Origin of the sequence: Methylocystis sp. WRRC1, from assembly GCF_020733155.1 — a bacterium.
In the GTDB taxonomy this organism is placed as follows: domain Bacteria; phylum Pseudomonadota; class Alphaproteobacteria; order Rhizobiales; family Beijerinckiaceae; genus Methylocystis.
Window position 1 is genome coordinate 1,189,280 of sequence record NZ_JAJFZJ010000001.1, and the last position, 23,392, is coordinate 1,212,671.

At 58.5% G+C, this 23,392-nt stretch carries 17 protein-coding genes; 2 read left to right on the forward strand and 15 right to left on the reverse strand.

What is annotated here, in order from left to right; all coding sequences use genetic code 11:
• The first annotated feature begins 17 nt into the window (after positions 1-17).
• The gene (locus LG047_RS05875) at positions 18-1,280 is read left to right on the forward strand and encodes a glycosyltransferase (protein WP_227965914.1); all 1,263 of its coding nucleotides are present in this window, start codon (positions 18-20) and stop codon (positions 1,278-1,280) included.
• A complete protein-coding gene (locus LG047_RS05880) occupies positions 1,277-4,801 on the forward strand; it encodes a hypothetical protein (RefSeq protein WP_227965915.1) in 3,525 nt (1,174 codons plus the stop codon). Before LG047_RS05875 ends, LG047_RS05880 begins: the two co-directional genes overlap by 4 nt.
• A 6-nt stretch (positions 4,802-4,807) precedes the next feature.
• On the opposite strand, the gene LG047_RS05885 is transcribed toward LG047_RS05880, so the two are convergent.
• From LG047_RS05885 to LG047_RS05955, 15 genes are all read right to left on the reverse strand, one after another.
• Entirely contained in the window at positions 4,808-6,994 is a 2,187-nt protein-coding gene (locus LG047_RS05885) for a glycosyltransferase (RefSeq protein ID WP_227965916.1), read from the reverse strand.
• 1,364 nt (positions 6,995-8,358) lie between these two features.
• Positions 8,359-8,727, reverse strand: a complete 369-nt coding sequence (locus tag LG047_RS05890) for a hypothetical protein (RefSeq protein ID WP_144259748.1) — start codon at positions 8,725-8,727, stop codon at positions 8,359-8,361.
• 132 nt (positions 8,728-8,859) lie between these two features.
• Positions 8,860-9,396, reverse strand: coding sequence for a chemotaxis protein CheD (locus LG047_RS05895; RefSeq protein WP_227965917.1), 537 nt, complete (start codon positions 9,394-9,396; stop codon positions 8,860-8,862).
• A complete protein-coding gene (locus tag LG047_RS05900; protein WP_036285970.1) occupies positions 9,396-9,782 on the reverse strand; it encodes a response regulator in 387 nt (128 codons plus the stop codon). The genes LG047_RS05895 and LG047_RS05900 overlap by 1 nt, the downstream gene beginning before the upstream one ends.
• On the reverse strand, positions 9,773-10,825 hold the full coding sequence (locus LG047_RS05905) for a chemotaxis response regulator protein-glutamate methylesterase (protein WP_036285969.1): 1,053 nt from the start codon (positions 10,823-10,825) through the stop codon (positions 9,773-9,775). Before LG047_RS05905 ends, LG047_RS05900 begins: the two co-directional genes overlap by 10 nt.
• Positions 10,822-11,703, reverse strand: coding sequence for a protein-glutamate O-methyltransferase CheR (locus tag LG047_RS05910; protein ID WP_227965918.1), 882 nt, complete (start codon positions 11,701-11,703; stop codon positions 10,822-10,824). Before LG047_RS05910 ends, LG047_RS05905 begins: the two co-directional genes overlap by 4 nt.
• Positions 11,704-11,816: 113 nt before the next feature.
• Positions 11,817-13,988 (reverse strand): chemotaxis protein CheA, encoded by a 2,172-nt coding sequence (locus LG047_RS05915; RefSeq protein WP_227965919.1) that lies wholly within the window; start codon positions 13,986-13,988, stop codon positions 11,817-11,819.
• Between the two features lie 15 nt (positions 13,989-14,003).
• Positions 14,004-14,369, reverse strand: coding sequence for a response regulator (locus tag LG047_RS05920; RefSeq protein WP_036285965.1), 366 nt, complete (start codon positions 14,367-14,369; stop codon positions 14,004-14,006).
• Positions 14,366-14,668, reverse strand: a complete 303-nt coding sequence (locus LG047_RS05925) for an STAS domain-containing protein (protein WP_227965920.1) — start codon at positions 14,666-14,668, stop codon at positions 14,366-14,368. Before LG047_RS05925 ends, LG047_RS05920 begins: the two co-directional genes overlap by 4 nt.
• 81 nt (positions 14,669-14,749) lie before the next feature.
• Positions 14,750-15,220, reverse strand: a complete 471-nt coding sequence (locus LG047_RS05930) for a chemotaxis protein CheW (RefSeq protein ID WP_036285962.1) — start codon at positions 15,218-15,220, stop codon at positions 14,750-14,752.
• 3 nt (positions 15,221-15,223) lie between these two features.
• Positions 15,224-16,702, reverse strand: a complete 1,479-nt coding sequence (locus tag LG047_RS05935) for a methyl-accepting chemotaxis protein (RefSeq protein WP_227965921.1) — start codon at positions 16,700-16,702, stop codon at positions 15,224-15,226.
• A gap of 558 nt (positions 16,703-17,260) precedes the next feature.
• Positions 17,261-20,116 carry an AMP-binding protein gene (locus LG047_RS05940; RefSeq protein WP_227965922.1) on the reverse strand — a complete coding sequence of 952 codons (2,856 nt, stop codon included), beginning with the start codon at positions 20,114-20,116 and terminating at the stop codon, positions 17,261-17,263.
• A 16-nt stretch (positions 20,117-20,132) separates the two neighbouring features.
• Positions 20,133-20,819: a phosphoribosyltransferase gene (locus tag LG047_RS05945; RefSeq protein ID WP_227965923.1), complete on the reverse strand. Its 687-nt coding sequence runs from the start codon at positions 20,817-20,819 to the stop codon at positions 20,133-20,135.
• Between the two features lie 24 nt (positions 20,820-20,843).
• Positions 20,844-21,758 (reverse strand): hypothetical protein, encoded by a 915-nt coding sequence (locus LG047_RS05950; protein ID WP_227965924.1) that lies wholly within the window; start codon positions 21,756-21,758, stop codon positions 20,844-20,846.
• A gap of 198 nt (positions 21,759-21,956) precedes the next feature.
• On the reverse strand, positions 21,957-23,387 hold the full coding sequence (locus tag LG047_RS05955; RefSeq protein WP_227965925.1) for an RtcB family protein: 1,431 nt from the start codon (positions 23,385-23,387) through the stop codon (positions 21,957-21,959).
• Positions 23,388-23,392 lie beyond the last annotated feature (5 nt).

Below are 23,392 nucleotides of genomic sequence, written 5' to 3' on the forward strand. Positions count from 1 at the left end.
TTCGGCGAGGCGGGAAAATGCGCGCGCCGGAAGATGGACGCCACACCATCCTTGTCGTCGCCATGCCCAACAGCGTTCATACCGCGCGCTGGCTCAACATGGTTCGCGCGCCGGATCTTCGCTTCGTCCTCCTGCCGGTGTATGAGGAGACCCTCAGCGCATCGTTGGCCAAATCACGGGTCGTTCGCACCCTCGATGATGTCGCGGCCCTCGACGCAGACGAGATCGGCGTCTTCGACACGAGCGTCGTGCCTCACCACGCGGTCGAATCGACGAACGTCGCCCTGGCCTACGAGACGTGGCGACCGCCGTTCTTCAGCGCAGGCGTCGTCTTCGCGCAGCCGCTTCACCTTCTCGAAGCAATTCGACTATTGCGCCCTGCCCTCGTCCACTCAATGGAAATCCAGATGGCGGGCTATCTTTGTCTCGCCGCCCGCCAACATTCGCCCGCGCAATTTCCTCCATGGTTGCTGTCGAACTGGGGAAGCGACATTTACCTCTATCGCAAGCTCCCGGATCACCGCGCGCGTCTCGCAACGATCGCCCAATCGATCGACGCCTATCTCGCCGAATGCAGGCGGGACGTCGCGATCGTGCGGCAGATGGGATTCAGAGGCGCCGTTCTGCCGCCGACGCCGGCGTCCGGCGGCATGGCGTTCGAAGAGGCGCCGCGGCTGCAGGATCTCGCGCCGCCATCGCAGCGCAGCGAGATTCTCGTGAAGGGCTATCATAACTGGGCCGGGCGCGCGCTTCACATCCTCGCCGCGCTTCAGCTCGTTGCCCCCGTCCTGCAGGGGCGACGCATCCGTATCGCGCTCGCCGGACCAGCGGTTCGCGAGATGGCCGCCGAACTGACGTCAGCGACCGGTCTAGACATTGTCTGTGACTCGTATCTGGATAGCCACGCCGACGCGCTCGAGCGCATCTCCGAGGCGCGCATCACGATCGGCCTCGGCGTCTCGGACGGCATATCCACCACGTTGCTCGAAGCGATGGCGATGGGGAGCTTCCCGATCCAGGCGAACACGTCTTGCGGCTGCGAATGGGTCAAAAATGGCGAAACCGGCTTCATGGTCTCGCCGCACGACATCGCCAGCCTCGCCGACGCCATCGCCAGAGCCGCAAGCGACGACGCGCTGGTGGATGCGGCCGCTATCTACAATCGATCAACAGCCGAAGCGCGTTGGGACGCGACTCGAAACGGCCGCGCGATGATCGGGCAATATCGCGGGCTGGTCGCCGGTTCCGCGAGGACCAACGCCGGAGTGGTCAGAAAGTGAGTTCACCTCGAGTCACGGTCATTCTCGCCGTCGTGGACGATGTCGCTTCTGCGCGGGACCAACTCGTCGCAATTTTAGCGTCGACCGACGACAATTTCAGGGTGCTGGCGGCGGGGAACGCCGGAATGGAAGCGGCGGAGCGGATACCGCAGCCACTTGCCGGTCGAATCGCTTTTTTGACGGGAAGCTTCCGCTCTGCGGCTGAAGCTTTCGCGGCGGGAGCGGAGGAGGCCGATGGCGACGTGCTGGCCTTTGTCGGACCAGCGGATCGCCGCGATTTTCGCCGCCTCGACCGAGATGTCGCGCGGCTTGCGGAATTAGCCGCGCCGGCGCTCTGCGTTGCTGCGCCTGCGCGACAGGATTGGCCGGCCGGTCGTCCGAATTCGGCGGCCTCAGTCGCAGTCGCCGACATCATCGCAGGCGATGCGGATACAACGAGCCTCATCGTCGAGAAGAACGCGCTTGCAGCGGTCGGCGGCGTGGACGCCAGCGCTGGCGATCTCGCCTTGTTCGACCTCGCGCTCCGACTTGCATTGCGCGAAATGCTCGCAGTCGAACGAAGCCCCGAGCTGATTGCGGGGCGCTACGCGCCCTCTAGCCTGGAGATGGACGACCGCGTCGCCGCGCGCATTGGCGAGGCACGGGCGCTTGCGCCCGCGATCAATCTCGCGTTGGGAGAAGCGCTCTCCGCGGGCTCATGGCTGCTCGCCCGAATGGCGTTCGTGCGCCATCTCCTGTGCGCCTCCGGAGAATCGACCGACGTGCGCCTGCTCGGCGCCGACGGCGCCGATCCGCTGGACGCGCTTCGCCTCGCCTGTTCTGGCGGCGCGACCGACTTCGTCATCGTGTCTGTCATCTCGCCGAGCCCGGCGCTTGTCGCGGCGCAAAGCGTCCGGATGGAGGTGGAGGGGCTCGACGCCTGCCTGCCGACGATCGACAATGGTCTCTTCGCCGAAACGACCGGAGCCGGCGCGATCGTCGGAACGCGTTTTCGAAAAGCCGCTGTTCTGGAAGCGTTCCGGTTGATCGACGGGCAGGAGCCTGGCGTCGAGTCAACGGATGCTTGCTTCTGGCGCGTCTTCGCTGCGCGCTCGACGATAGGCGCCGTGGCCTATGCTTCGCCGCGGAGCGGGCGTCACACTGGCGCGCCCTGGTGGGCGCCGCCTTTCGATTGCTATGGAGAATTGGAGCGAAGTCTGGCGGACCGCCTGGTCGATCCCGCGTTCTATCTCGCGAAAAATCTTGACGTCGCTGGCGCCGGCGTAGACCCGGTCGAGCATTACCGGGAGAATGGCTGGCGTGAAGGGCGCGATCCCAACGGATGGTTTTCCACGCAATGGTATTTGAGCCATTCGAATATTCCACAGGACGCGCGCCCACTGGAACATTTCTTGCGGGTCGGGGCCGCCGCCGGACTGGCCCCGCATCCTGATGCGGATATTGCACGCGACGCGGCGCAGCGGGTGGGCGCCTACAAGGCGAGAGCCGAGGCGCTGCGCAGGCGCTTCGACGACGCCGATTCCGGTCAGAGCCTCGTCGACCGCCTCATCGATCCGGAATTCTATCTTGGGAAATATCCGGACGTCGCCGCAGCGGGAGCGGATCCGGTCGAGCATTACCGGGGAAGCGGCTGGCGCGAGGAGCGCGATCCCAATCGCCTGTTTTGCACGGGTTGGTATCGCGCTTTGCCGGGCGTTCCGCAGGACGTCTGCCCCCTCGAACACTTCGTGCAGGTCGGCGCGGCGATGGGTCTGGCCCCACATCCGGACGTGAATCTCGTTCATTTTTCGTTGGCTCACCTCAACGAGCGTTGGCCGAGAGCGGAGGCCCTCCTCTATCTTCTGGAGCAATCTCGCGCCTCAGGCGCTGTAGCAGATATCGATCCGGCCTCCCCGGCAGCGCTTGCGCGACTGGTGGACCGTTCCTGGTATCTCGAAACCCACGCGGACGTGGCTGCGGCGGGGTGCGATCCCGTTGCGCATTACCTCGAGGCTGGCCAATTTGAGGGGCGCGCGCCAAATCCCTGGTTCCTGCCCGATTTCTATTGCGAAAAGGCAGGCGTTTCTGGCGACACGCCTGCGCTCGCCCATTTTGTGAGGTCGGGCGCCGCGGCCGGCGTCCCGCCGCATCCCGCCGTTGATCTCTCTTTCTACGCTGCGCGCTATCTTGGGCAGGACAGTCCCAGCATAGCGGCTTATCAGCATTTGCTGGACTCCTGGCGAACTGAAGATGCGCAGCTGTCGCCCGACTGCAATCCCCGGCCGCTCACGCTCACCGAAGAACGCAGTCTTAGAATACTCGTCGATGCGGACTGGTATCGCACCGCCTATCCGGACATAGCAGCCGCCGACGTCGACGCTTTTGATCATTACATGGTCACCGGATGGCGAGAAGGACGCGATCCCAATCCCTGGTTCGCCGCCGCCTGGTATCGCAAGGCGAACGGGATCGAGCCGCTATGCGAGGCTCCCGAACTGTCGCATTTCATCCGAGTGGGTGCCGCGCGCGGCCTGTCTCCCCATCCAGATCTCGACCTCGCGCGCTACGCCCAAATCCATTTGGGTGAGCCTGCAAGCGCTAGGGCGCTCGCGCATCTGGTGAAGAACTGGTCAGACCCGGCCTTTTCGATATTTCCTGAACTTGACCACCCCTTCGTCGCCGCCTTCCTCGCCGATCTCGGTCCGGTTGTGCGCCGGGCGCAGATCATTCGGCTGATGCGGCTCACGCACCCCCCCGCAGCTACGGCCGAAGTCGCCGTGGAGGAGGCTTCGCCGTTCGTGGCATTTGTCGACACCGATTGGTATCACGCGCATTATCCCGACGTCGAGGCGAGTGGCGCGACGCCCGCGGCGGACTATCTCGAATCCGGGTGGCGAATCGGACGTGATCCTTCTCCGGCGTTTTCAACAATCTGGTATCTGGATAATTATCCGGAAGTCGCGGCTGCGGGCGTCTGCCCACTCGAGGACTATGTCATCGGCGGCGCGCGGGACGGCCGGCGGCCCGACGAAATCTTCGACCGGGAGTGGTACGCGCGCCGCTACAACCTCAAATCCGCAGCGCCCGACGCCGCGTTATTGGACTATGTGACGACCGGCTGGCGCCGTGGGCGCGCGCCGAGCGCGCTTTTCGAGCATCCGGCAGTGAAGACGCATCTGATGGAGAAGCCCGTGCGCGAGCGGGGTGATGAGATCCGTCGTCTGCACGGGGCGCGCAAGGTGTTCGAAACCGCCACTGTAACTATGAGGCCGGCTGAGGCCGAGCTCTGGCGGACCGTTCTGCTCTGGTCCCTGCCGCCGCGTGCGACGCCTTACGCGATCGGCAAAAGCGATGCTTTGACGATGATCATCGAGCCTTCCGCCGCCATACTGCGCGTCGACCGTGGCGCCGGCGTCGTAACGCTTTCGGTCGATGGCGCGGAAAATGGCCATGCCCTGCGCTTCGAGGGAGCGGAGTCGGAGGAGGCCTATGCGGCGTTCCTTACCAGAATCGGCGCGCGCGAAGTCGAAGCGGCCACCTGATCCGGTTCAGAGCGCTCCTTCGGGCCAGACCGCCGGATAGCCCGCCATATTGGGCGGCAGCCGTTTCATCACGCCGGGGTCGAATTTTTTCGCCCGCGCGATATGGCCTAATGCGGCTGGAGCGTCAGATCGTCCGATGATCGCCGCCGCGGCGAGATGCGCCGCGGCATAGGCCGCGCGCCTTTCGGCCGCCGTCGCAGGTTCGACCGGGTCCGCGAACAGTCGGTCCATCAGGTGAATGCGTTCGTCCGCCATCAGGATGCGCCGGTCGGAGGTGGTGAGGTTCGCGCCATGGAGGCGCCAATAGGCGAGCTTGCGCGGCAGGTGCACGAGGTCTCCATGGGCGGTCGCGCGAAGCCAGAGGTCGAAATCGGAGACCCAACGGAAGGTCTGGTCGCGCCCGCCGATCTCGTGGAAAATCCGCCGGCGCAGGAAAGCCCCGACACCCGGCAGACACCAATGCGCGCCAAGCATCAGACGCCGGTCGAACGCCGGGAGCCGGTGCGCCTCGACGAAATAGCCGGAGGGGTCCACAATGTCCCAGTCGCAATATGTCCCGATCGCCTTTGGCCGGGCGGCGAGGGCGCGAACGCTCTCGCCGATCAGGTCGGGATGATAAAAGTCGTCGTCGGACAGGACGCCAATAATCTCGCCCCGCGACTCCTCGAGGCCGAAATTGACTGCGCCCGCTTCGCCGCTGTTGCCGTGACGCACGAGCCGCACGAGCGGCGCGAAGCCGTCAACCACGCGCCGAATGGTCGTCGCCTGGCTCGATCCGTCATCCACGACGACGACCTCGAAATCCTCGAAAGTCTGTCGCGTGAGGGCGGCAAGCGTCGGCGCGAGCAGCTCAGGTCGATCGAAGGTGGGGATGACAATACTGACCATCGGTGGCGTTTGCCGTCGCACCGGCCTCCAGGACCGCGCCATAGGGCGGTCCAGCGGTATTTCCCTGCAGATCGTTTCTGTAAGCGTAGCCGCGCTCGCACGCGCCTCGGGGCGGTTGATAGGCGCCAACCGATAAATGGCTTCCATGAAGCCCTCGCGGGGCGCCGGGAAGGGCTTTTCACGCAGAGCTTGTCGTAGCGCGGCCGCGCGCTCAGAATAGTTTTCCAGCAGATCCTTCAGTTGTTCGACGAGGCCGTCACAGTCGTCGGGATCGATGACGGGGGGCGCGACATGGGGGTGCCGCTCGGTCAGGAAAACGCTCGCGCCCGCGCGCCGCGACAGCAGAATCGGGCAGCCATTGAGCGTCGTCTCAACCGCAACGTAATTGAAAGTATCGGTGCGCGACGGGATGACGACGACCGTCCGACCCCGAAATACATTCCCCCGCAATTCTGCGTCGTCCAATTTGCCGACATATGTCGCATCGACACCCCGCTCCCTCGCGAGCGCAAGCAAATGGTCTGACCACCGTTCGCCCGCCGACGCCCAGTCGCTGTCGGGACCTGTCAGATGGCAGCCGCGATAAAGGTTCCGGGGCACACGGCTGACGGCTTCGATGAAAATATCCGGCCCCTTGGCTCCGTCGAGTCTGCCGACATACCAAAGATCCGGCGGACCATCGCCGGGCGGCGCTTGGTCGGGAACAGGTATGAGTTCTATAGTGTCGTGCATGTCGACCTGGGCGACCGGCATGTCTGTGCGCCATTGCTGGTGAAGCTGAATATCCGAAATGGCGTACCGGATATCGGCTGTCTCCATCGACAGCTTTTCAACGATCTCGAGAGCTTCGACGACGCCGTTCGAACTTTCGTGCGCATAGGCGGCGCGAGCGCTCACGCTCGCCCAGCCCAGCATCGATATGGCGACGCGCTCGACAAGGACTCCATAGGCCGACAGGACGGATCGCGCGACCGAACCTACCGGGAAAAAAGACGGGATGTCGAGAACGTCGAAATTCTCGCCTTGAACCGCCGCCGCGACGCTCGCGAATTGCTGGATGAAATGCCGCGAGGACCAATGCATTTCCGCAGGCAAGGCGAAGGGCTGGATCGCAACCGAAGCATGATCGAAGGCGAAGGGCTGAGCGTTCGGCGGCAGCAAATTGGCGCGCTTCATGAGCAGGTCGGGACCGCGCGATGGATAATGGAAGGTCATCGACGGATTTCGTTCGACGACGCGCCGGTAGAAGACTTGACCGCCGCCGATGGCCGTAAAGAAATCGAAGTCGGCGATGAGTACTTTCATTCGGGCTGTCCTCGTGTAACGCCCAATCTGTTCCTCCCGGCGCGCGGCGCGACGCAATCCCGAGAAGCGGCGGTCCAAAAGTTCACCATGCTTTCTGAAAGCCTACAGCGTAGCGTTCCGCAAGGCCGAAATTCGCTGATGTCGGCAAGATGCGCGTCGATGGCGCTTCCGCCGCTTGCCACCACTTCGTCGATCATCTACCGGATTGACATGACAGACTGACCCGGTCTTTCAGGATCAGGGGGAAGCGAGACTACAAAACGTGAAATGACCCACAAAGACCTCCGTCCGGCGCGCTTGTCGGCAATTATGCAAGCCGCTATCATTGCCTGAATCCGACGCACAAAAACCTATGCGTTGGTTGCGCCGGGGGCAATAAACATTTGCGCCTCGCCCTTATTGTAAATGATCGAAGGTTCCGTCGGATGTCCTCCGACATCGGTCGACGAAGGCCGCCAAAACGTAAGGCATTTCCGCCGGCATTGACGCGTCGCCCCATAGAACCGACGCCCCTCGCCGACGAGCGGGATCTTTGCCTTTCCATAACGGCCGAGCCAAGCAAAACCTGTGCTGCGGTCGTTGTCGCTGGACCGACCCGCCCGATTCACCACTTATGCCGCCATTGCAATTTCACGGCGTCTGCATTGCAGCGGCCCCATATCGACAGTTGGAAAACGAAATAGCCCCAATAGCGTCACACCAAGCTTAACGTAACGCCTCTTCACGAAATCCGAGATTCCTCCAATAGCAGAAATTGAGGCCCGCGCCCGCGCCATCCGCCGTGTGGTTCGAATGAGGATAGCGGCCAAGCCCGCGGCGCCAAACCTCCCCGGTTGGTTCGCCGTCCCACGATCCCAATAATTACGATCGAGCGCCTTCCTCGACGGCTCCCACCAATAACAGATTTTTGAAACCGAACCCCGTTCGCCTCACGCAGAAATTTCGGGCAGCGGAAAGTTTACAATCGGGCAACCTTAAATCCACAAATTTCACGTTTAGTGTTGCTTAAACATCTATGATGTTATAGGACTTGTTACAACCGTTCCGGCCGTGATCTCATTAAGATCGGCGCCGGTCTGGTCGCTTCCTCGTCGGCGGGTTTTACGGTCAACCGCCGGCGCCGGAGGATCCAGAGGGGAGCCCGGCCTCCATGGCCGGGCTTTTCCTTTTCGGGAAAGCCATCCCATAGGACGCGCCATGCCGCGATCACCGAAAGGTCATTGCGCGTTGATTTTCACCCTCGCCAAACCCCGATCAGTAACGAGCGATCGGTCGCACGTGAAACCGATCAGGTCCCCAACGGATCACTCACGACTGTAAAGCCGGCAGTAACTGACCCGCTCTGACTTTTTTCACGCGATTGTCTACAAAAGTTCAAAATCTCCAGAAGAATGATGAATTCCTGACTCGGGTCCGTCATATGAATGTCCGAGACGATTTTTCAGCCTGGAAAGTTTGAGCTTTCGCGCAGCCTCATGACTTTCAACCTCCCAATGGGAGGGCATGAGTTCAGCAAGCTCCGTCACGAAATGCGACAGACCTTCCAGCCTCTGGTGCAGAATGTCGACCGTCTGGGCTGAGCGCAAGAATACTTCGTTTCGGGCGATCCCGTTTCGAACGGACGTTTCGACCATTCCACTCAGATCATTGACCGAAACCGCAGCGTCGTCCAACTCACGCGCCACCCGCTTGAGAATTTCGATGATCGGCTGAGAATCCTGCGCCTTGATCATTTTCAGCACGCCTTTGTCGCATCGTTGATTTCACGCACTTTTACAAACATTGATTGTATTTATCTCATCCAGCACGATAACAATGTCTTTCACCCAATCTTTATTTTCTAAGAATACCGCACGGAGCCAAGCTCAAAAGAATTCAAGCGTTCCTTCAAGGACCGGCTTGACGGTAGCCGCTTCCGCCGGTTGCGACTTGTGAACATAGCCGGAAAGGAAAATCTGTCGCGCGCGCCCCGACAGCGGATAATATTCGAGCCGCCGCCCCCGCGCGCCTCCAAGATCCTCCGCCACGATCCTTATGCCCTCGTTGTTGAGGAACCTCCTCGCAAAACTCGCGTTCTTAGAGCCAATGTCAGGGAGACCATCAAGCATGCGCGCGCCGCCAAACAACTTCCCCTCGAGCCGCTCCCGTCGCGCGCCACGTTTCAACAGGCCGTTCACCAGCAATTCCATCAGGTGAACGCCATACCTTTCGGCGTCAGCCGCTTTCGTCCCGTCAAGATCTCCAGGAAGAAGAAAATGATTCATTCCCCCTACATGCGCTTCTGGATCACGCAGACAGGCAGCGACACACGATCCAAGAATCGTCGCAAGCACGACATTAGGACGATCAACTACCCGATATTCACCCTGGATCACATGAATTTTCGTTAGCTGATCAGTCATCACAACCTTCCAACAATTGCTTCGATTGCGGTCTTCAGCGTTGCAGTCGTGAACGGCTTCATCAGGTAATTGTTGACGCCCAGTTTTTTCGCCGCCTCAAGCACTGCCGTGTCGGCTCGCCCGGTGAGCATTATGAAAGGAACACGCCGCGTCGGCGTATATTCACGAACCGCCTTCAGAAGACCCAGACCATCGAGCTTCGGCATATTGACGTCGGAGATGATCAAATGAGCAGGCGTGCTCAACATGAACTCCAACGCCTTCTCGCCGTCATGCGCAAGAAAAATGTTCCTCAGACCGATTTGCTCTAGGCCATCACGGATCAACATACGACTGGTGCTGGTGTCGTCGACCACAAGCACTCTGAGTTGGTTTGCTATCGACATACTTCCCTCGCATTACGCATATTTGTGGCCTTCAGAATGTGCCTGCCAATCTCACCAAGCGGCAGTTGCACTCCGACCGCGCCCGCTTCGAACGCGGCTCGCGGCATCCCGTAAACCAGCGAAGTCGCTTCGTCCTGTCCGAGCGTTTCCGCCCCGGCCGAACGCATTGTCAACAGTCCCTGTGCGCCATCGCGCCCCATGCCGGTGAGAATGACCCCAACGGCACGGTCTCCCGCCACACGCGCAACCGAAGCGAACATGGCGTCGATCGAAGGTCTATGGCCGCTTACCAGGTCGCCCTCACGAAGGCGGCATTCAAGCCTATTTGTCCCGCCGATCTCCAGATGCGCCAACCCGCCGGGCGCCACAAATACCTGCCCCGACTGCAGAGGGGCGCCATGAAACGCTTCCCTCACTTGCGGCCTGCAAATACGATCGAGTCGCGATGCGAAGCTCTGGGTAAACTGAGCCGGCATATGCTGCGTAATCACAGTAGGCGGACAATTCTCCGGAAATGACGCCAACACCGTACACAATGCTTCAACGCCGCCCATAGAAGACCCGATCGCGACGATGCGGCCATCCGAACGGAAGTTTTCGTCAGCATGCGCTTTGTGCGCTGTCACAGGATGCCCCGGCGCGCGAGCGGATACCCTGACCCCGGCGGCCTCCTTCACGCGCGACGCAAGATCCTTTAGCGAGTTGGCGTTACGTGCAGACGGCTTGACGATCACGTCGACCGCGCCAATCTCCAACGCCCTAATCGTAGCCTCTGCGCCCTTTTCCGTCAGGCTGGAGATAATGATCACCGGCGTCGGGCGAAGCGCCATAATCCGGGCGAGGAAATCAAGTCCGTTCATCCGCGGCATCTCGATATCGAGCGTGACGACGTCAGGATTGAGCTGCTTCATCGCTTCCCGCGCTTCGAATGGATCACCAGCCTCGCCGACAACCTCGATTCCCGGATCCGACGAAAGTGACGATGCAATAAGCGCACGCATGGTACGAGAATCGTCGACGATCAAGACATTGCATTTTTTCATCGTGCGGCGCCTTCTCGCAACCGATAGGTAGTAAAGCCGTCGCTGACAAATCTCTCTGCAGCCTGACCAGCAATTCTCTCGGAATGCCCGATATATAGCCTACCATCCGGCGTCAGAGCCGGCGGAAACCGTCTCCAGATCTCCTGCTGAGTCTTTTCCTCGAAATAAATAACCACATTCCTACAAAATATGGCATCGAATCGTCCTTTCATCGGCCAAGGTCCGACAAGATTGAGTTCTCTGAAGGAAACCAATGACGCGAGTTTCTCGCTCACCTCCCACATGCGAACCGAAGCGCCTCCGACCGGGGAGAACCAACGCTCGCGCATTTCGGTCGGCACCGCGCTCATCGCATCCTGGCCATATACGCCGGCGCGCCCATGCGCGATCATATTCTGATCGATATCCGTCGCCAGCACGCGAACATCGAGCGTCGCCGCCTCCGGGATCACCGACAATATCGTCATTGCAATCGAATATGGCTCCTGTCCATCCGAGCATGCCGCCGACCATATCCGCAGACGGCCGCCCTTGCGAACATGCTCCGCCTTCCTCGCCACCACATGCGTCTTCAGGTGCTCGAAATGGTGGGGCTCACGGAAAAACCGCGTTACATTTGTCGTCAAAGCAGCGATCATCTTTTGCCGTTCGTCTACCCCTCCATCGCTCGCGATAAGCGAGCAATAATCTCGGAAATTCTCCAGACCGAGCGCGCGCAAGCGTTTTGTCAATCGCGAATAAACCAACGTCGCCTTCGCGCTCGAAAGATATATACCCGCGTCCTCATGCAGGATTTTCGAGATTTTACGAAAATCCTCGTCGGTGAAGGGAAACGGTCCCCACCCCGACTCGCCATTTTTCTGGAGAAATTGCGTCATCACTCGTCGATCCGAAACATCCGGCCTGATCTTCCACTCCCGATCTCATCGATCGATCGGCGGCCCGAAGATAATTGCAGAAATCCAGGCATCCGAGCCCCGCCTCGCCCGACTCATTCAGCAGCCTGAAGGCCGGCCTCGATATCGGTATCCGCGCGCAATCGATTTACGATCGCGTCAACGTCAACGATCAAGGCCACCCGCCCATCACCGAGAATGGTGGCTGCGGCGATCCCGTGCACTCTACCGTAATTCGCTTCGAGACTCTTGATGACGACTTGTCGTTGGCCCTGGATCGCATCCACGAGCAATGCACATTTCTCTCCACTCTCGGACTCAACCACCAAGGCGACCTGCGTTGTCGGATCGATTTCGTCGCATCGGTAGCGAAGCACGAAACCGACGTCGATCAGCGGCAGGAAGCTATTTCGGTTCCCAATGACCCGCACTCCCGCGCCAAGGGAATGCACATTCTCGATTTTCGGTTGAAGAGTCTCAACCACCGCCGTTAGTGGAATAATCAATGTTTGATTTGCGACGGTCACGACCATCCCATCCAGAACCGCCAAGGTAAGCGGCAAACTCATCGAGAAGGTCGAACCATATCCTTCGCGGGAGGAAATCGAAATCCGTCCTCCTAGAGCCTGGATGGCTCGCTTAACGACGTCCATGCCGACCCCTCGACCCGAGATACTCGAAGCCGTTGTATTCGTCGAAAAGCCGGGCAAAAAGATAAGCCCGTCGACTTCCTCCTCTGACAACGCCGCATTCTCCGGAATGAGACCCTTTGCGACCGCGATCTCTCGGACGCGCTTACGATTAATGCCTGAGCCATCGTCCGAAACCTCTATTACAATCCGCCCAGACCGATGCATAGCCGAGAGTCGCAAGGTCCCTTCCTCGGGTTTTCCAGCGGCAATGCGCGCCTCTGGCGACTCGATTCCGTGATCTACCGCATTCCGAACCATATGGGTCAGCGGATCGGTAAGTCGCTCAATGACCGTCTTGTCGACTTCGGTGCCCTCGCCGTCAACGATCAAACGAACTGACTTCTTCGTGATCGCCGCAGCCTCTCGAACTGTTCGCGACATACGCTGAAAAATCGGCTTAACAGGTTGGGCTCGGATAGCCATCACACTATCCTGTATATCGCGCGTCAGCTGCTCCAGCTCTTCGAGCCCAATTGCGACCGACGACGCCCGCGACAACCCGGCCTCTGAAACCCGTTGAGATAGTACCGCTTGATTGATTACTAGCTCGCCAACCAGATTTATCAGCCGATCAACCTTATCGAGGTCTACCCGAATGGTTGCCTGCGTAGGTGGTGATCCATGCACGGGAGACGCTTGCTTACTTTCACCGACAACTTCATCTATTGAAGAGTTCCCCGGTTCCTTGGCTCTCGTCTCGTCAACCTCGACTGTAAAGCTTTCAAAGTTCGTGCCTTTTTCGACTTCGGCCGCGTCTTCACGCCTCCCCATCGCGCCTTCGGCTTTATTGTCCGGATTAATGACCGTTACGTCGAAGTCACAATCAGACTCAACAAACTCGAATATTTGACGAACCTCGCTCTCGCAAGCCTTTCCAGTCAGCTCAATTGTCCACGATAAATAGGCTCCTTCCGGGTCGAGTTCGGCGAGGAATGGAAGTTCGTCCGAATTACAATCGGTCACGCACGAACCAAGCGCGTTGATCTCTCGAAGGATCAGAAGCGCTTCATTAGCTCTTGTGTACAAGGAAGGCTTCGGCCTGAAATAGACGCGAAAGCGCGCGTCCTCATCTACCGTTGCTTCCCCATCGGGAGCAAAAATCGAATCAAGGGAAATTGCGATAGGACTAAAATCTAAGCCAGATTCCGATGAATCCTGTTGTTGAGACGCTTGTTCACCGTCACTCGATTGGTCGCAGCAAAGTTGTTCGAGGCTAGCCTTCGTTATGTCAACTTCTTGTCGATCCCAGGAGATATCGTCTCGAACAGCCCTCACGAGATCCGAAAGAACATCGGATGAGTGCAGTAGCACCTTCGTAACGCCTGGCGTCGGCTTCAGCGCATCTGACCGCAGCAAATCGAGCGTCGACTCGAACACATGAACAAACTCGACCAGATCATCGAAGCCGAACGCTGCAGCGCCGCCTTTTATCGAATGAACGGCGCGAAAGACAGCGTTAACCGTCTCCGAATCGTGGTTCCCATCTTCAATTTTTAGAAGGCCGCTTTCCAACTCTGAAAGCTGCTCTTCACACTCCTGAAAGAAGGTCTGCTTGATTGCCGCTAGATGATCCATTGCATGCTCCCGACATTAGGCGGTCACGCGTCGAATTGCGTTTACGAGCTTCGCAGGATCGAATGGCTTTACGATCCAACCAGTTGCGCCAGCTCGCCGGGCGCGTTCCTTCTTTTCGTTGTCACTCTCTGTAGTAAGCACCAGGATGGGAACGACGCGACAGGTTTCATGCTTCCTGACACCCTCAATGAATCCGAATCCATCCAACCTCGGCATGTTGATGTCTGTAACGATCGCATCGGGCTTCGTTCGCTCCAGAGCCTCAAGACCATCAACACCGTCCTCCGCCTGGACGACGATGAAACCCGCATCACTCAACGCCAGTTCGAGCATTTGGCGCATGGTTCGCGAGTCATCGACAGTCAATATTGTCTTGCTCATTTCGTGACTTCCTTTTCAGTGAATTTGGAGATGTCCAGACCTACGGTTGCGAAAGCTTCACGAAACTCCCTCGACGGCTCGACCAATGAAAGAGTTACTCCGTCTCTCTCCCACGTCAAATAGGCCGAAACGATCACTTGGATGCACTGTACGCCAATCTTCTTGACGTTCGATGCATCGATTCTTAGCTGTTCGCCTCGGCAGGAAAGGAGCCGCGCGGCGAGAGGGGCCGCTTCGCGTAGATCCAATGCTTCCGGCAGCACCAGCGCATCACCGGAGCAAATATTCGACCCGTCCATGAGATGTATTTCCCGACTTCGTTATCGTGACGCGATTAGCGCTTACCTTGAGTGATTTTTCACCTTACTTTCCCAAAGTCCCTATTGTATCCCCGCGAGCGTCTCAGGAAGAAGGTTCTTGATTACAAGAACGCTGATAACCTCGCTCTCCGCAGCGACGATTCCTTTGATGAAGGAACGCGACAGTTCCGAAGCTACCTCTGGCGTGGGCTGGATAGCGTCTGGAGAAACCATCATTATGTTCGAAACGGCTTCCACCAGCAATCCGACAACCTGGCTTTCATTTTGAACGACGATTACTGCGTGTCGAGCTGTCGGCTCCTTGATAGGTAGCGCCAACCGGGCAGCCAGATCAATTACGGGCAAAACTGCGCCACGCAAATTGATCACGCCTCGGACATAGCCGGGCGCATGCGGAAGAGGCGTGGCTGGGGTCCACCCGCGAATCTCACGCACAGCCATGATATCTATGCAATAGGTCTGACTGCCAACATGGAAGGCAATGAACTCTTGAGGATCGCTTCCTTGCGTTTGTGCTGTAGCAGCTCTCATGTCTCAAAACTCCGCCCAGTCCTGCTCATCAGGCTCACTTTTGATCTTTGCCGCTGCAGCGGCGCTATTTTGCCGCGCATACGAAACGGAGGTGCGGCGAACTGGCGTCGTCGCCTGTGATAGGCTTTGCAAGCGCGTCTTTTGAGCGTCACCCTTACCATCGTCTTGAAGAGTAAAGACCGACACAGCGCTTACTATAGCCGCAATATCGCCTTGCAGGCGCTGCGTCGCCGCTGTCGTTTCCTCGACCATTGCCGCATTTTGCTGCGTAAACTGATCCATCTGGGCGACCGCTGTATTTATCTCCAGTAGCGCAGTCGATTGCTCTTTCGCTCCGTCCGCGATCTCCGCAACGGCTGAATTCGCGTCTGAAACTTGGGACACGATGCGATTCAGTGCGTTTCCGGTTTGCGCGACAAGCTGCACGCCTTCGCGCACCTGCAAAGTCGAGGCTGCGATCAGGCCCTTGATGCCTTTAGCCGCTTCCGCAGAACGCTGCGCCAACGCGCGGACTTCGGAAGCGACGACGGCGAAACCCCTTCCTGCCTCACCGGCCCGCGCCGCCTCGACGCCGGCATTCAGCGCAAGAAGGTTTGTTTGAAATGCAATTTCGTCGATTACCCCGATAATCTGCTCAATTTCCTCTGACGATTTCTCAATACGGCCCATGGCGTCGATTGCCTTCCGCACGACGTCACTACTGCTTTCTGCGTCTACGCGGACCTCGGACACTAAGGCGCGTGCACTTTGCGCCCCATCGGCAGTCTTACTTACGGTTGACGTGACTTGCTTCAATGTGGCTGCAGTTTCTTCGAGACTGGCCGCCTGCTGGCATGTCCGATTGGAAAGAGATTCGGCCGCTACGGAAATCTTCTCTGTCGATGTGGTCAGATTGTGCACGCCCGATATCGTTTTCCCGAATGCATTGTTCAGATGGTCAAGCGTTTGATTGTAACAATGACGAAGCTGTTCATAGTCTTTTGAATATGGGTGGTTCAGTCGGACGGCGAGATTGCCATCAGCCAATTCCTGAAGCGCGGCACAAAATGATTTCATAAAGAAATTGTGCGCGTCAATATATCCCTGCGCCTCGGCCTCCGACGTGGCTTTCTTCTCGCTTTCAATGGTCTTCTGCCTTTCGAACTCTCCTAGAATATCCTCTTCTCGAGCCTTCAGAGCCTGGCGCATATCGTCTGCGAGTTTCAAGACAGCCGAATGCGGCTGGTCTCGGTCGCCGTCAGTCAATGAAATGTTGAACCCATTCTGTCTTGACCGAGCAATTGCCCCCTCAAGGGCATCGGCTGCAGCAGTTGATTCCGAATGAAGTATGTAAAAGAGAACTATTGCAGAAACCACAGTCGTGAATGCAACGATAAGCGCGAACCAGGGATGCTCTCGGAGCATGCTCGTCGTCGAACCGGCTCCAATCAGTAGCCAGGGCGTAAGGGATAGACCCGATATCGGGGCGAGTAATCTGGTCATGATTCGCATTTTGTCCCTCGATTCACAGGTATTCCCGTCACGATTCGTCTGCCAATATCTACGTCATGCCGGCGTGCAATTGATGGCCACACGCATTGTGTCTCCGAGTTCCGACATCCCGAGACGCGAAGATTCAAAACCCGACTCGCGCCGGGCTTCTTGCATACATTGACATTGGAGGACGGATCCCTCGGGGGACATGCCGGATCTCACCGGCGTATCGGAATCGGCTTCATGCCCTTGATCACGCGCTATCTCGCCCGCGTATCAATCCGATATTCGAAGACTGTAATCGAAGGAGGTTAAGCGGTCCTTAGCGGAATATTCCTAGGCGCAACCGTTTGAATGATCCTCTGTCGACTATAATCATCCGCAGAAGCTCGAGTCGTTGTCATTCAAGTAGGGAATTGCATACACCAGATCCGCCTCACGTAATTGGCAAACGGAGCTACGGATTAATGTCTCTTGCTGAATGATCCTCACAATTCATCTTAGCTTGGACCTACCGTCAGCCGCAAATCCACGTCGGATCACATTGATGCATCAAGCAACATTATATCAGGTCGGCGGTAATGCTCGTTCATGGGCTAGGTCAGGCTCGCCACAATGATTCAGGATTTCCGCGCGAACGAGGTCACGAAGATGTAAGCCCGCTGCGAAATCAGTCCCCGATGGCATGATCTTCCTGCCAATATGAACAAAAATTTCCCCACGTCGCGGGAGCCAGGAATCGGATCGCAAGACTGAGCGCGTACCGCGGATCGTGCTTGGAACGACAGGGAGCCCGAGTTCGGAGGCGGTGATGAAAGCGCCGACATGAAATTCCAGCAAGCCCGGCATACGCGAGAAGGTTCCCTCCGGAAACCATACGATGCATGCGCCGGCGCGCGCGGCTTCGAGCGCGGCCCTGGCGTCCTTCACGCCCTCTGCGGGGTCCAGTCGGCGAACAAATACCGCACCGAGACGACGGAGAAAGACGCCGGCGAAAAATTGATGCGCGAGTTCCTCTTTCGCTACAAAGCAAATTTCGCCCGGAAGAACCGCCGCCAAGACCGCTGCATCTAAATAACTCGAATGGTTTGCAACGATAATCGCATTCCTCGGCACCAACGCGGACTCATATTGTGTGTTCAATCTAATTCCACTCAGGCGGAAGAACAGCCGCGCGCCTGCGTGTAGCACGTTGTGTCGGAACGACTGCACGGGTGATAATACAACACAAGGCCACACCCAGGAGGCTATCAATATCAGCACGCTCCAGACATAGGCTCCGTAGGCAATCGTGACAATATTCGAAACGCCACGCCGTAAACGGGGGCCAATTCCGGCGGCGGCGACACGGATAAGTTGCCAACGTGGGTTGGAACGCCCTGGTTCCCACAGGCCAGATTCAAACATCGCGCGCGCGGCGGACCGCCTCAGCTTTCCGCTCGACGTCTTTGGCACGGAATGCGGCGGCGCGAGCACGATTTCGTCGGGCGCCAGGTCGAGCAGGGTCTGAGAGGTCTCGAATACTGTTTTACGTAGACTCTCGCGCGCGACCGGATCGGCGACGCGCGTCTCCGCCATAATGATCAATCGTTCCGTTCCTGCGTGGGGATCGAGCGACGGGAACACGGCGACGCATCCTCGCCTTACGCCTTCGATCGCGCCGATCGCCTCTTCCAATTCTTGGGGATAGATATTGCGCCCTGCGCGTTTAATGAGATCCTTTATTCTTCCTGTAACAAAAACATCCCCACCGGCGATGTAACCCCGATCGCCCGTCTCCAGCCAGTCGCCGTCGAACAGCGCACGCGTCTTTTCCGGATTTTGAAAGTACCCTCTTGTTGCTGATGGTCCCCTGAATTGCAACCGACCCACGCGCCGTTCCGGAAGCTCCCGTCCAGCATCGTCGACGACGCGAATTTCGTGATGTGGAAGCGGCTGTCCGCAGGCGACGAGCATCGCGACGTCATCGACATCCACTGCCGCCGGGCGCGCCAAGCCATCGCGATCGAGTAGTTGTCGATCGACTCTGTCGATCAACGGTCCGCGCCCAAGAGGCGGAAATGCAAGCCCCACAGAATTCTCCGCCAGACCGTACACTGGCGCCATCATCTCCCGACGAAAACCAAAGGGGCCGAATTTGTCGATGAAACGATTGATAGTGATTGGACTGACCGGCTCCGCGCCATTCATGACCGCGCGCAGCGAGGCGAGATCGATTCCCACAATCCGCGATTCCTCGATCGATTTGAGACAGAATTCAAAGGCGAAATTTGGGGCCGCAGAAATCGTCGCCTTGTGGTCACTAATCGCCCAAAGCCATCTCGCAGGATCTGCGAGAAATGCGAGCGGCGACATGATCATCACTGGCGCGCCATAGTAAAGCGCGCCAAGCCAACATCCAATCAGGCCCATGTCGTGATAGAGCGGCAACCAGCTCACGACTCTGTCGGCGGACGATGCCTTCAGCACGGAACCCATGGCGCGTATATTGGCAAGGAGATTTCCGTGAGAAAGCACGACGCCCTTCGGATCACCCGTGCTCCCGGAAGTATATTGAATGAGCGCGAGTGTTTCTGCTTTCGCCGGCAACGGAGCCTGTAGGAGCGGCGCCTTTGAAAGATCCGCGATCGTCTCGATATGCTGGAGCGCGCGGACCAAGCCATACAACAATTCCCCGATGACTCCAATCTCTGCGTTTGTAATTAGCGCGACGCTTTCAGCGTTGATTAGAATTCCGGCCTGCCGACGCAGGTGATCCTCGATTTGCGACAGGCGGAAAGGCGGATAGATCGGCACGGGAATGGCGCCGACGAAAAGGACGGCGAAAAAGGCGACAAAGAAGTCGCGACTGGTCGGTAACATGATGGCAACGCGATCTCCGGGACTTATCCTTCGCTCGATCAAACCGCCGGCCGCAGCGAGCGCCTCATGATACAGATCCCTATAGGTCAATCGCTCCGGCCCCCTGGCGCCGCCCCACAGGAAAACATGTTCACGCGCGCCGTGATTTTGTGCATGAGTTGTCAAAGTATCGATCAATGTGGCGGCCTCGATTGGCTCTTCGACTTCTTCGGCGCCCGACAAATCCAGGCGAGAGATACGGGGCGTTCCCCCCATTGCCGGACCGGCCGCCAAAATTGCTCGAACGAGATCGTTCGGGCTGTCGGCCTCTCCAATCAATTGCTCTGGAAGTTGCACCCTGAATTTTCGGTCTAGCCGTAAAAGCAGTTCTGCACGAGAGAGACTGTCCAGCGCCAGATCGCGATCAAGATCGCTATCCAAGCGCACGAGGCGGGCATCCACCATTGTCGGATGTAATTCAGAGACGAGGTCGCGCACGACCTGCAACACGACTTCTCCGATTGCGTCAATCGATTGAGGCGACGGATGCGCCCGGCTTTCGCTATTCTCGGAGTCGCTCATGACCTTTATGCGCCCTTCATGTGGTTTGCGACGGCGCGCCTGCGTCGGCAGACTTCTTGCTGCCGGTATCGAACCTGTCGAGACCGGCGATAACCTCCTCGTCGCTTATCTGACGAAAATCAGTGTAAAAAAATCCGATCGCACCGAAATTCCGATAGGACTCGAGGCAGATGATTTCATCCGCATCGGATCGCAACGCGTCGAGTGTATCGGTTGGCGCCACGGGGACGGCGAGCACGAGTTTTCTTGGGTTCCGCGCGCGAACGGCGCGCAGTGCGGCGCGCGTAGTTGCGCCGGTCGCGACGCCGTCGTCAATGACGATCGCCACTCGACCGTTTACCTCCGGTCTTACGCGCGCCCCGAGATAGAGACGCCGGCGACGGTCGAGCTCGCCAATCTCGCGCTGACGAACCTCATCGAACTGAGCGTCGCTTACCCCCGCGATGGCGATGACGTCCTCGTTGCGAACAATTATTGGCTCGCCGCCATCTGCAACCGCGCCCATTGCGAGCTCCGGCTGGAATGGAACGCCGATCTTGCGCACGAGGGCAAGATCGAGCGGCGCATGAAGCGCCTGCGCGACTGGCGCTGCCACGGGAACGCCCCCGCGCGGCAGGGCGAAGATGACAACATCGTCTCCCTTGAATTTCGCGAGCTTTGTCGCGAGACGGCGTCCTGCTTCTGTGCGGTCATGGAAGGGCATCGCAGCTTCCCGCTAGCTATAAGTTCAAAGGTCTGACGTCAGCGCACGCTGCGCTAGGTCGATATAGCGGCTTGCGAGCGGCTCCCATTTCTCTGGCTGCCGCGGCGTCGGGTCGAGAAGATGCGCAACCGAGAGGCGCGCACGAAGGATTGCGCGCCACGCAGAATAAAGCGCGATCAGTTGGCGCGGCGGCTTTTCCCCGAGCAGACGCCCGCATTTATCGATCAGGATCTGTCCAAGCTCTCCCGCGCCGAGCTGCGCGCATTCGACGCCAAGAAAGGCCAATTCATCGAAGGGATCGACTTGTCGCAGCTCTTTGTTGAACTCGAGACAATCGAAGATCGCAACTGGTTCGCACAAGCAGATATGTTCGGGTCGCAGATCGCCATGACCCTCGATAACAGCGCCATCGTGAACACGCCTTTCCAATAGGGATCGGTTTGTCGTCAGGGTCGCGTCAAGAAGGTCGAGGAGGATGGGAATTCGGCCATGGTCTAGCGCGAAATTTCTTCGCATCAATATATCGCGATTTTTTTCCTGCTCTGAAAAGAATCGTGCTGAATAGTCTTTTGCTGTTATCGACGAAGACTCGACGCTACGATAGAATTTGGACAATTTCTCGCTTATCGCATCGATCTGCGCCTCGGTGAGCCTTCCGTCGCGGATCAGGCGGTCCATCATGTATTCTTGCGGCAGCCTGCGCATAACCACGAGCCAGTCGACAGGAGGTGCGTCGCCGCCGATGGCGAGTCCCTGCGCTTCATCGAAGGTCAGCGGAACCACGCCGAGATAAACGCCCGCAGCAAGTCTGTCGTTGAGCCGCGCTTCTTCGCGACAATTGTGCTCACGGGCGCTTATCGTCGAGAAATCGAGAAAAGGATACCGCACGGGCTTCTTGAGTTTATAAACCCTCGCGCCGGCGAGAAACACATAAGACATGTGCGTTTCGACAACGCTGACGCTCGCGGGATGATACGCATATGCTGAAACGTCGCGGAGAAAGCGAAGCTTATCTTGGATGGAAGGCGCGTTGGACTCCGTATCCACGGCGGCGCCTATACCTGTTGAGATCATCACCGGCGCCCCATATGCAGTTCTATCCCTTCTCCGCATTTCGCATCGCAAAATCTAGCAGGCTCAACCCTTCACACAGATCAGCGGCTTCAAAAAGGCGACCTTTTTCGCCAGCCCGGCGACCTCCGCCGATTCGACGACAGCGCGGACGTCCTTGTAGGCGCCCGGCGCTTCTTCCGCGACCCCGCGCAGGGAAGGACTTTTCACGATAATGCCCTGTGATCGCAGATCGTCGACAACCTTGCGGCCGCCCCAGGCGCGCGTCGCGGCGTGACGGCTCATCCGTCGCCCGGCGCCATGGCAGGCTGACGAAAATGCCTGCTCTTCGCTCGTCGCGACACCGGCAAGCACATAGGACCCGGCGCCCATGCTGCCGCCGATCAGCACAGGCTGACCGAATGGCTTCAATGCTTCCGGAAGACTGGCATGCCCTGGACCGAAAGCGCGTGTTGCGCCTTTGCGATGAACGAAGAGCTTGCGCGTCTCACCGTCGACCATATGGTTCTCGACCTTGCAGGTATTGTGCGAAACGTCGAACATCAGCGGCAATTCGTAGTGTGGAAAGAATCTCGCGAATGTCTCGCGCGCAAGATGTCCGATGATCTCGCGATTGGCGAGCGCGCAGTTGATTGCCGACCGCATCGCTCCAAGATAGCGTTGCCCGAGTTCGGATTTGATTGGCGCACAGGCCAGTTCCCGGTCGGGAAGCACAATTCCATGGCTTTCCGCCGCGAGCGCCATTTCGCGCAGGAACTCGGTTCCAATCTGATGCCCCAGACCACGCGAACCGCAATGGATCGTCACGACGCATTCACCCTTGACGAGACCATAACCGGTAGCGATCTCGGGATCGAAAATTTGATCAACCTCCTGAACTTCCAGGTAATGATTGCCCGAGCCAAGCGTGCCCATTTCGTGTCGCTGTCGCTTCTTGGCGTGTTCGGATACGGCATCTGGCGCCGCTCCTGCTGAGCAGCCAGATTCCTCTATGCGATCAAGGTCGTCAGCTCGCCCCAGCCCTCGTGCGACAGCCCATTGCGCGCCGCCGAGCAGCATTGCGTTCATTTCCGCGACATCGAGTCCGATCTCGCCTTCGGAACCCACGCCGGCGGGCACATGTTCGAAAAGCGCGTCGGCCAGATCCTGCTGAACGGCAATTACTTGTTCGCGCGTCAGATGGGTGAGATGCGTGCGAACGCCACAGGAAACATCGAAGCCGACGCCGCCAGCCGAGATCACGCCGCCTTGGTCGGCATCGAACGCCGCGACGCCGCCTATTGGGAACCCATATCCCCAATGGGCGTCCGGCATGGCGTAGGATGCCCGCACAATTCCCGGGAGCTTCGAAACATTCGTGACCTGGTCATAGACCTTATCGTCCATTTCCGCGATGAGCTCTTCGCTCGCATAGATAATGGCGGGCACGCGCATCGCTCCGAAAGGCGACACTTTCCACGCCGTGTCGCCAAGCTTCTCGAAACGTGAAAGATCCATCGCGC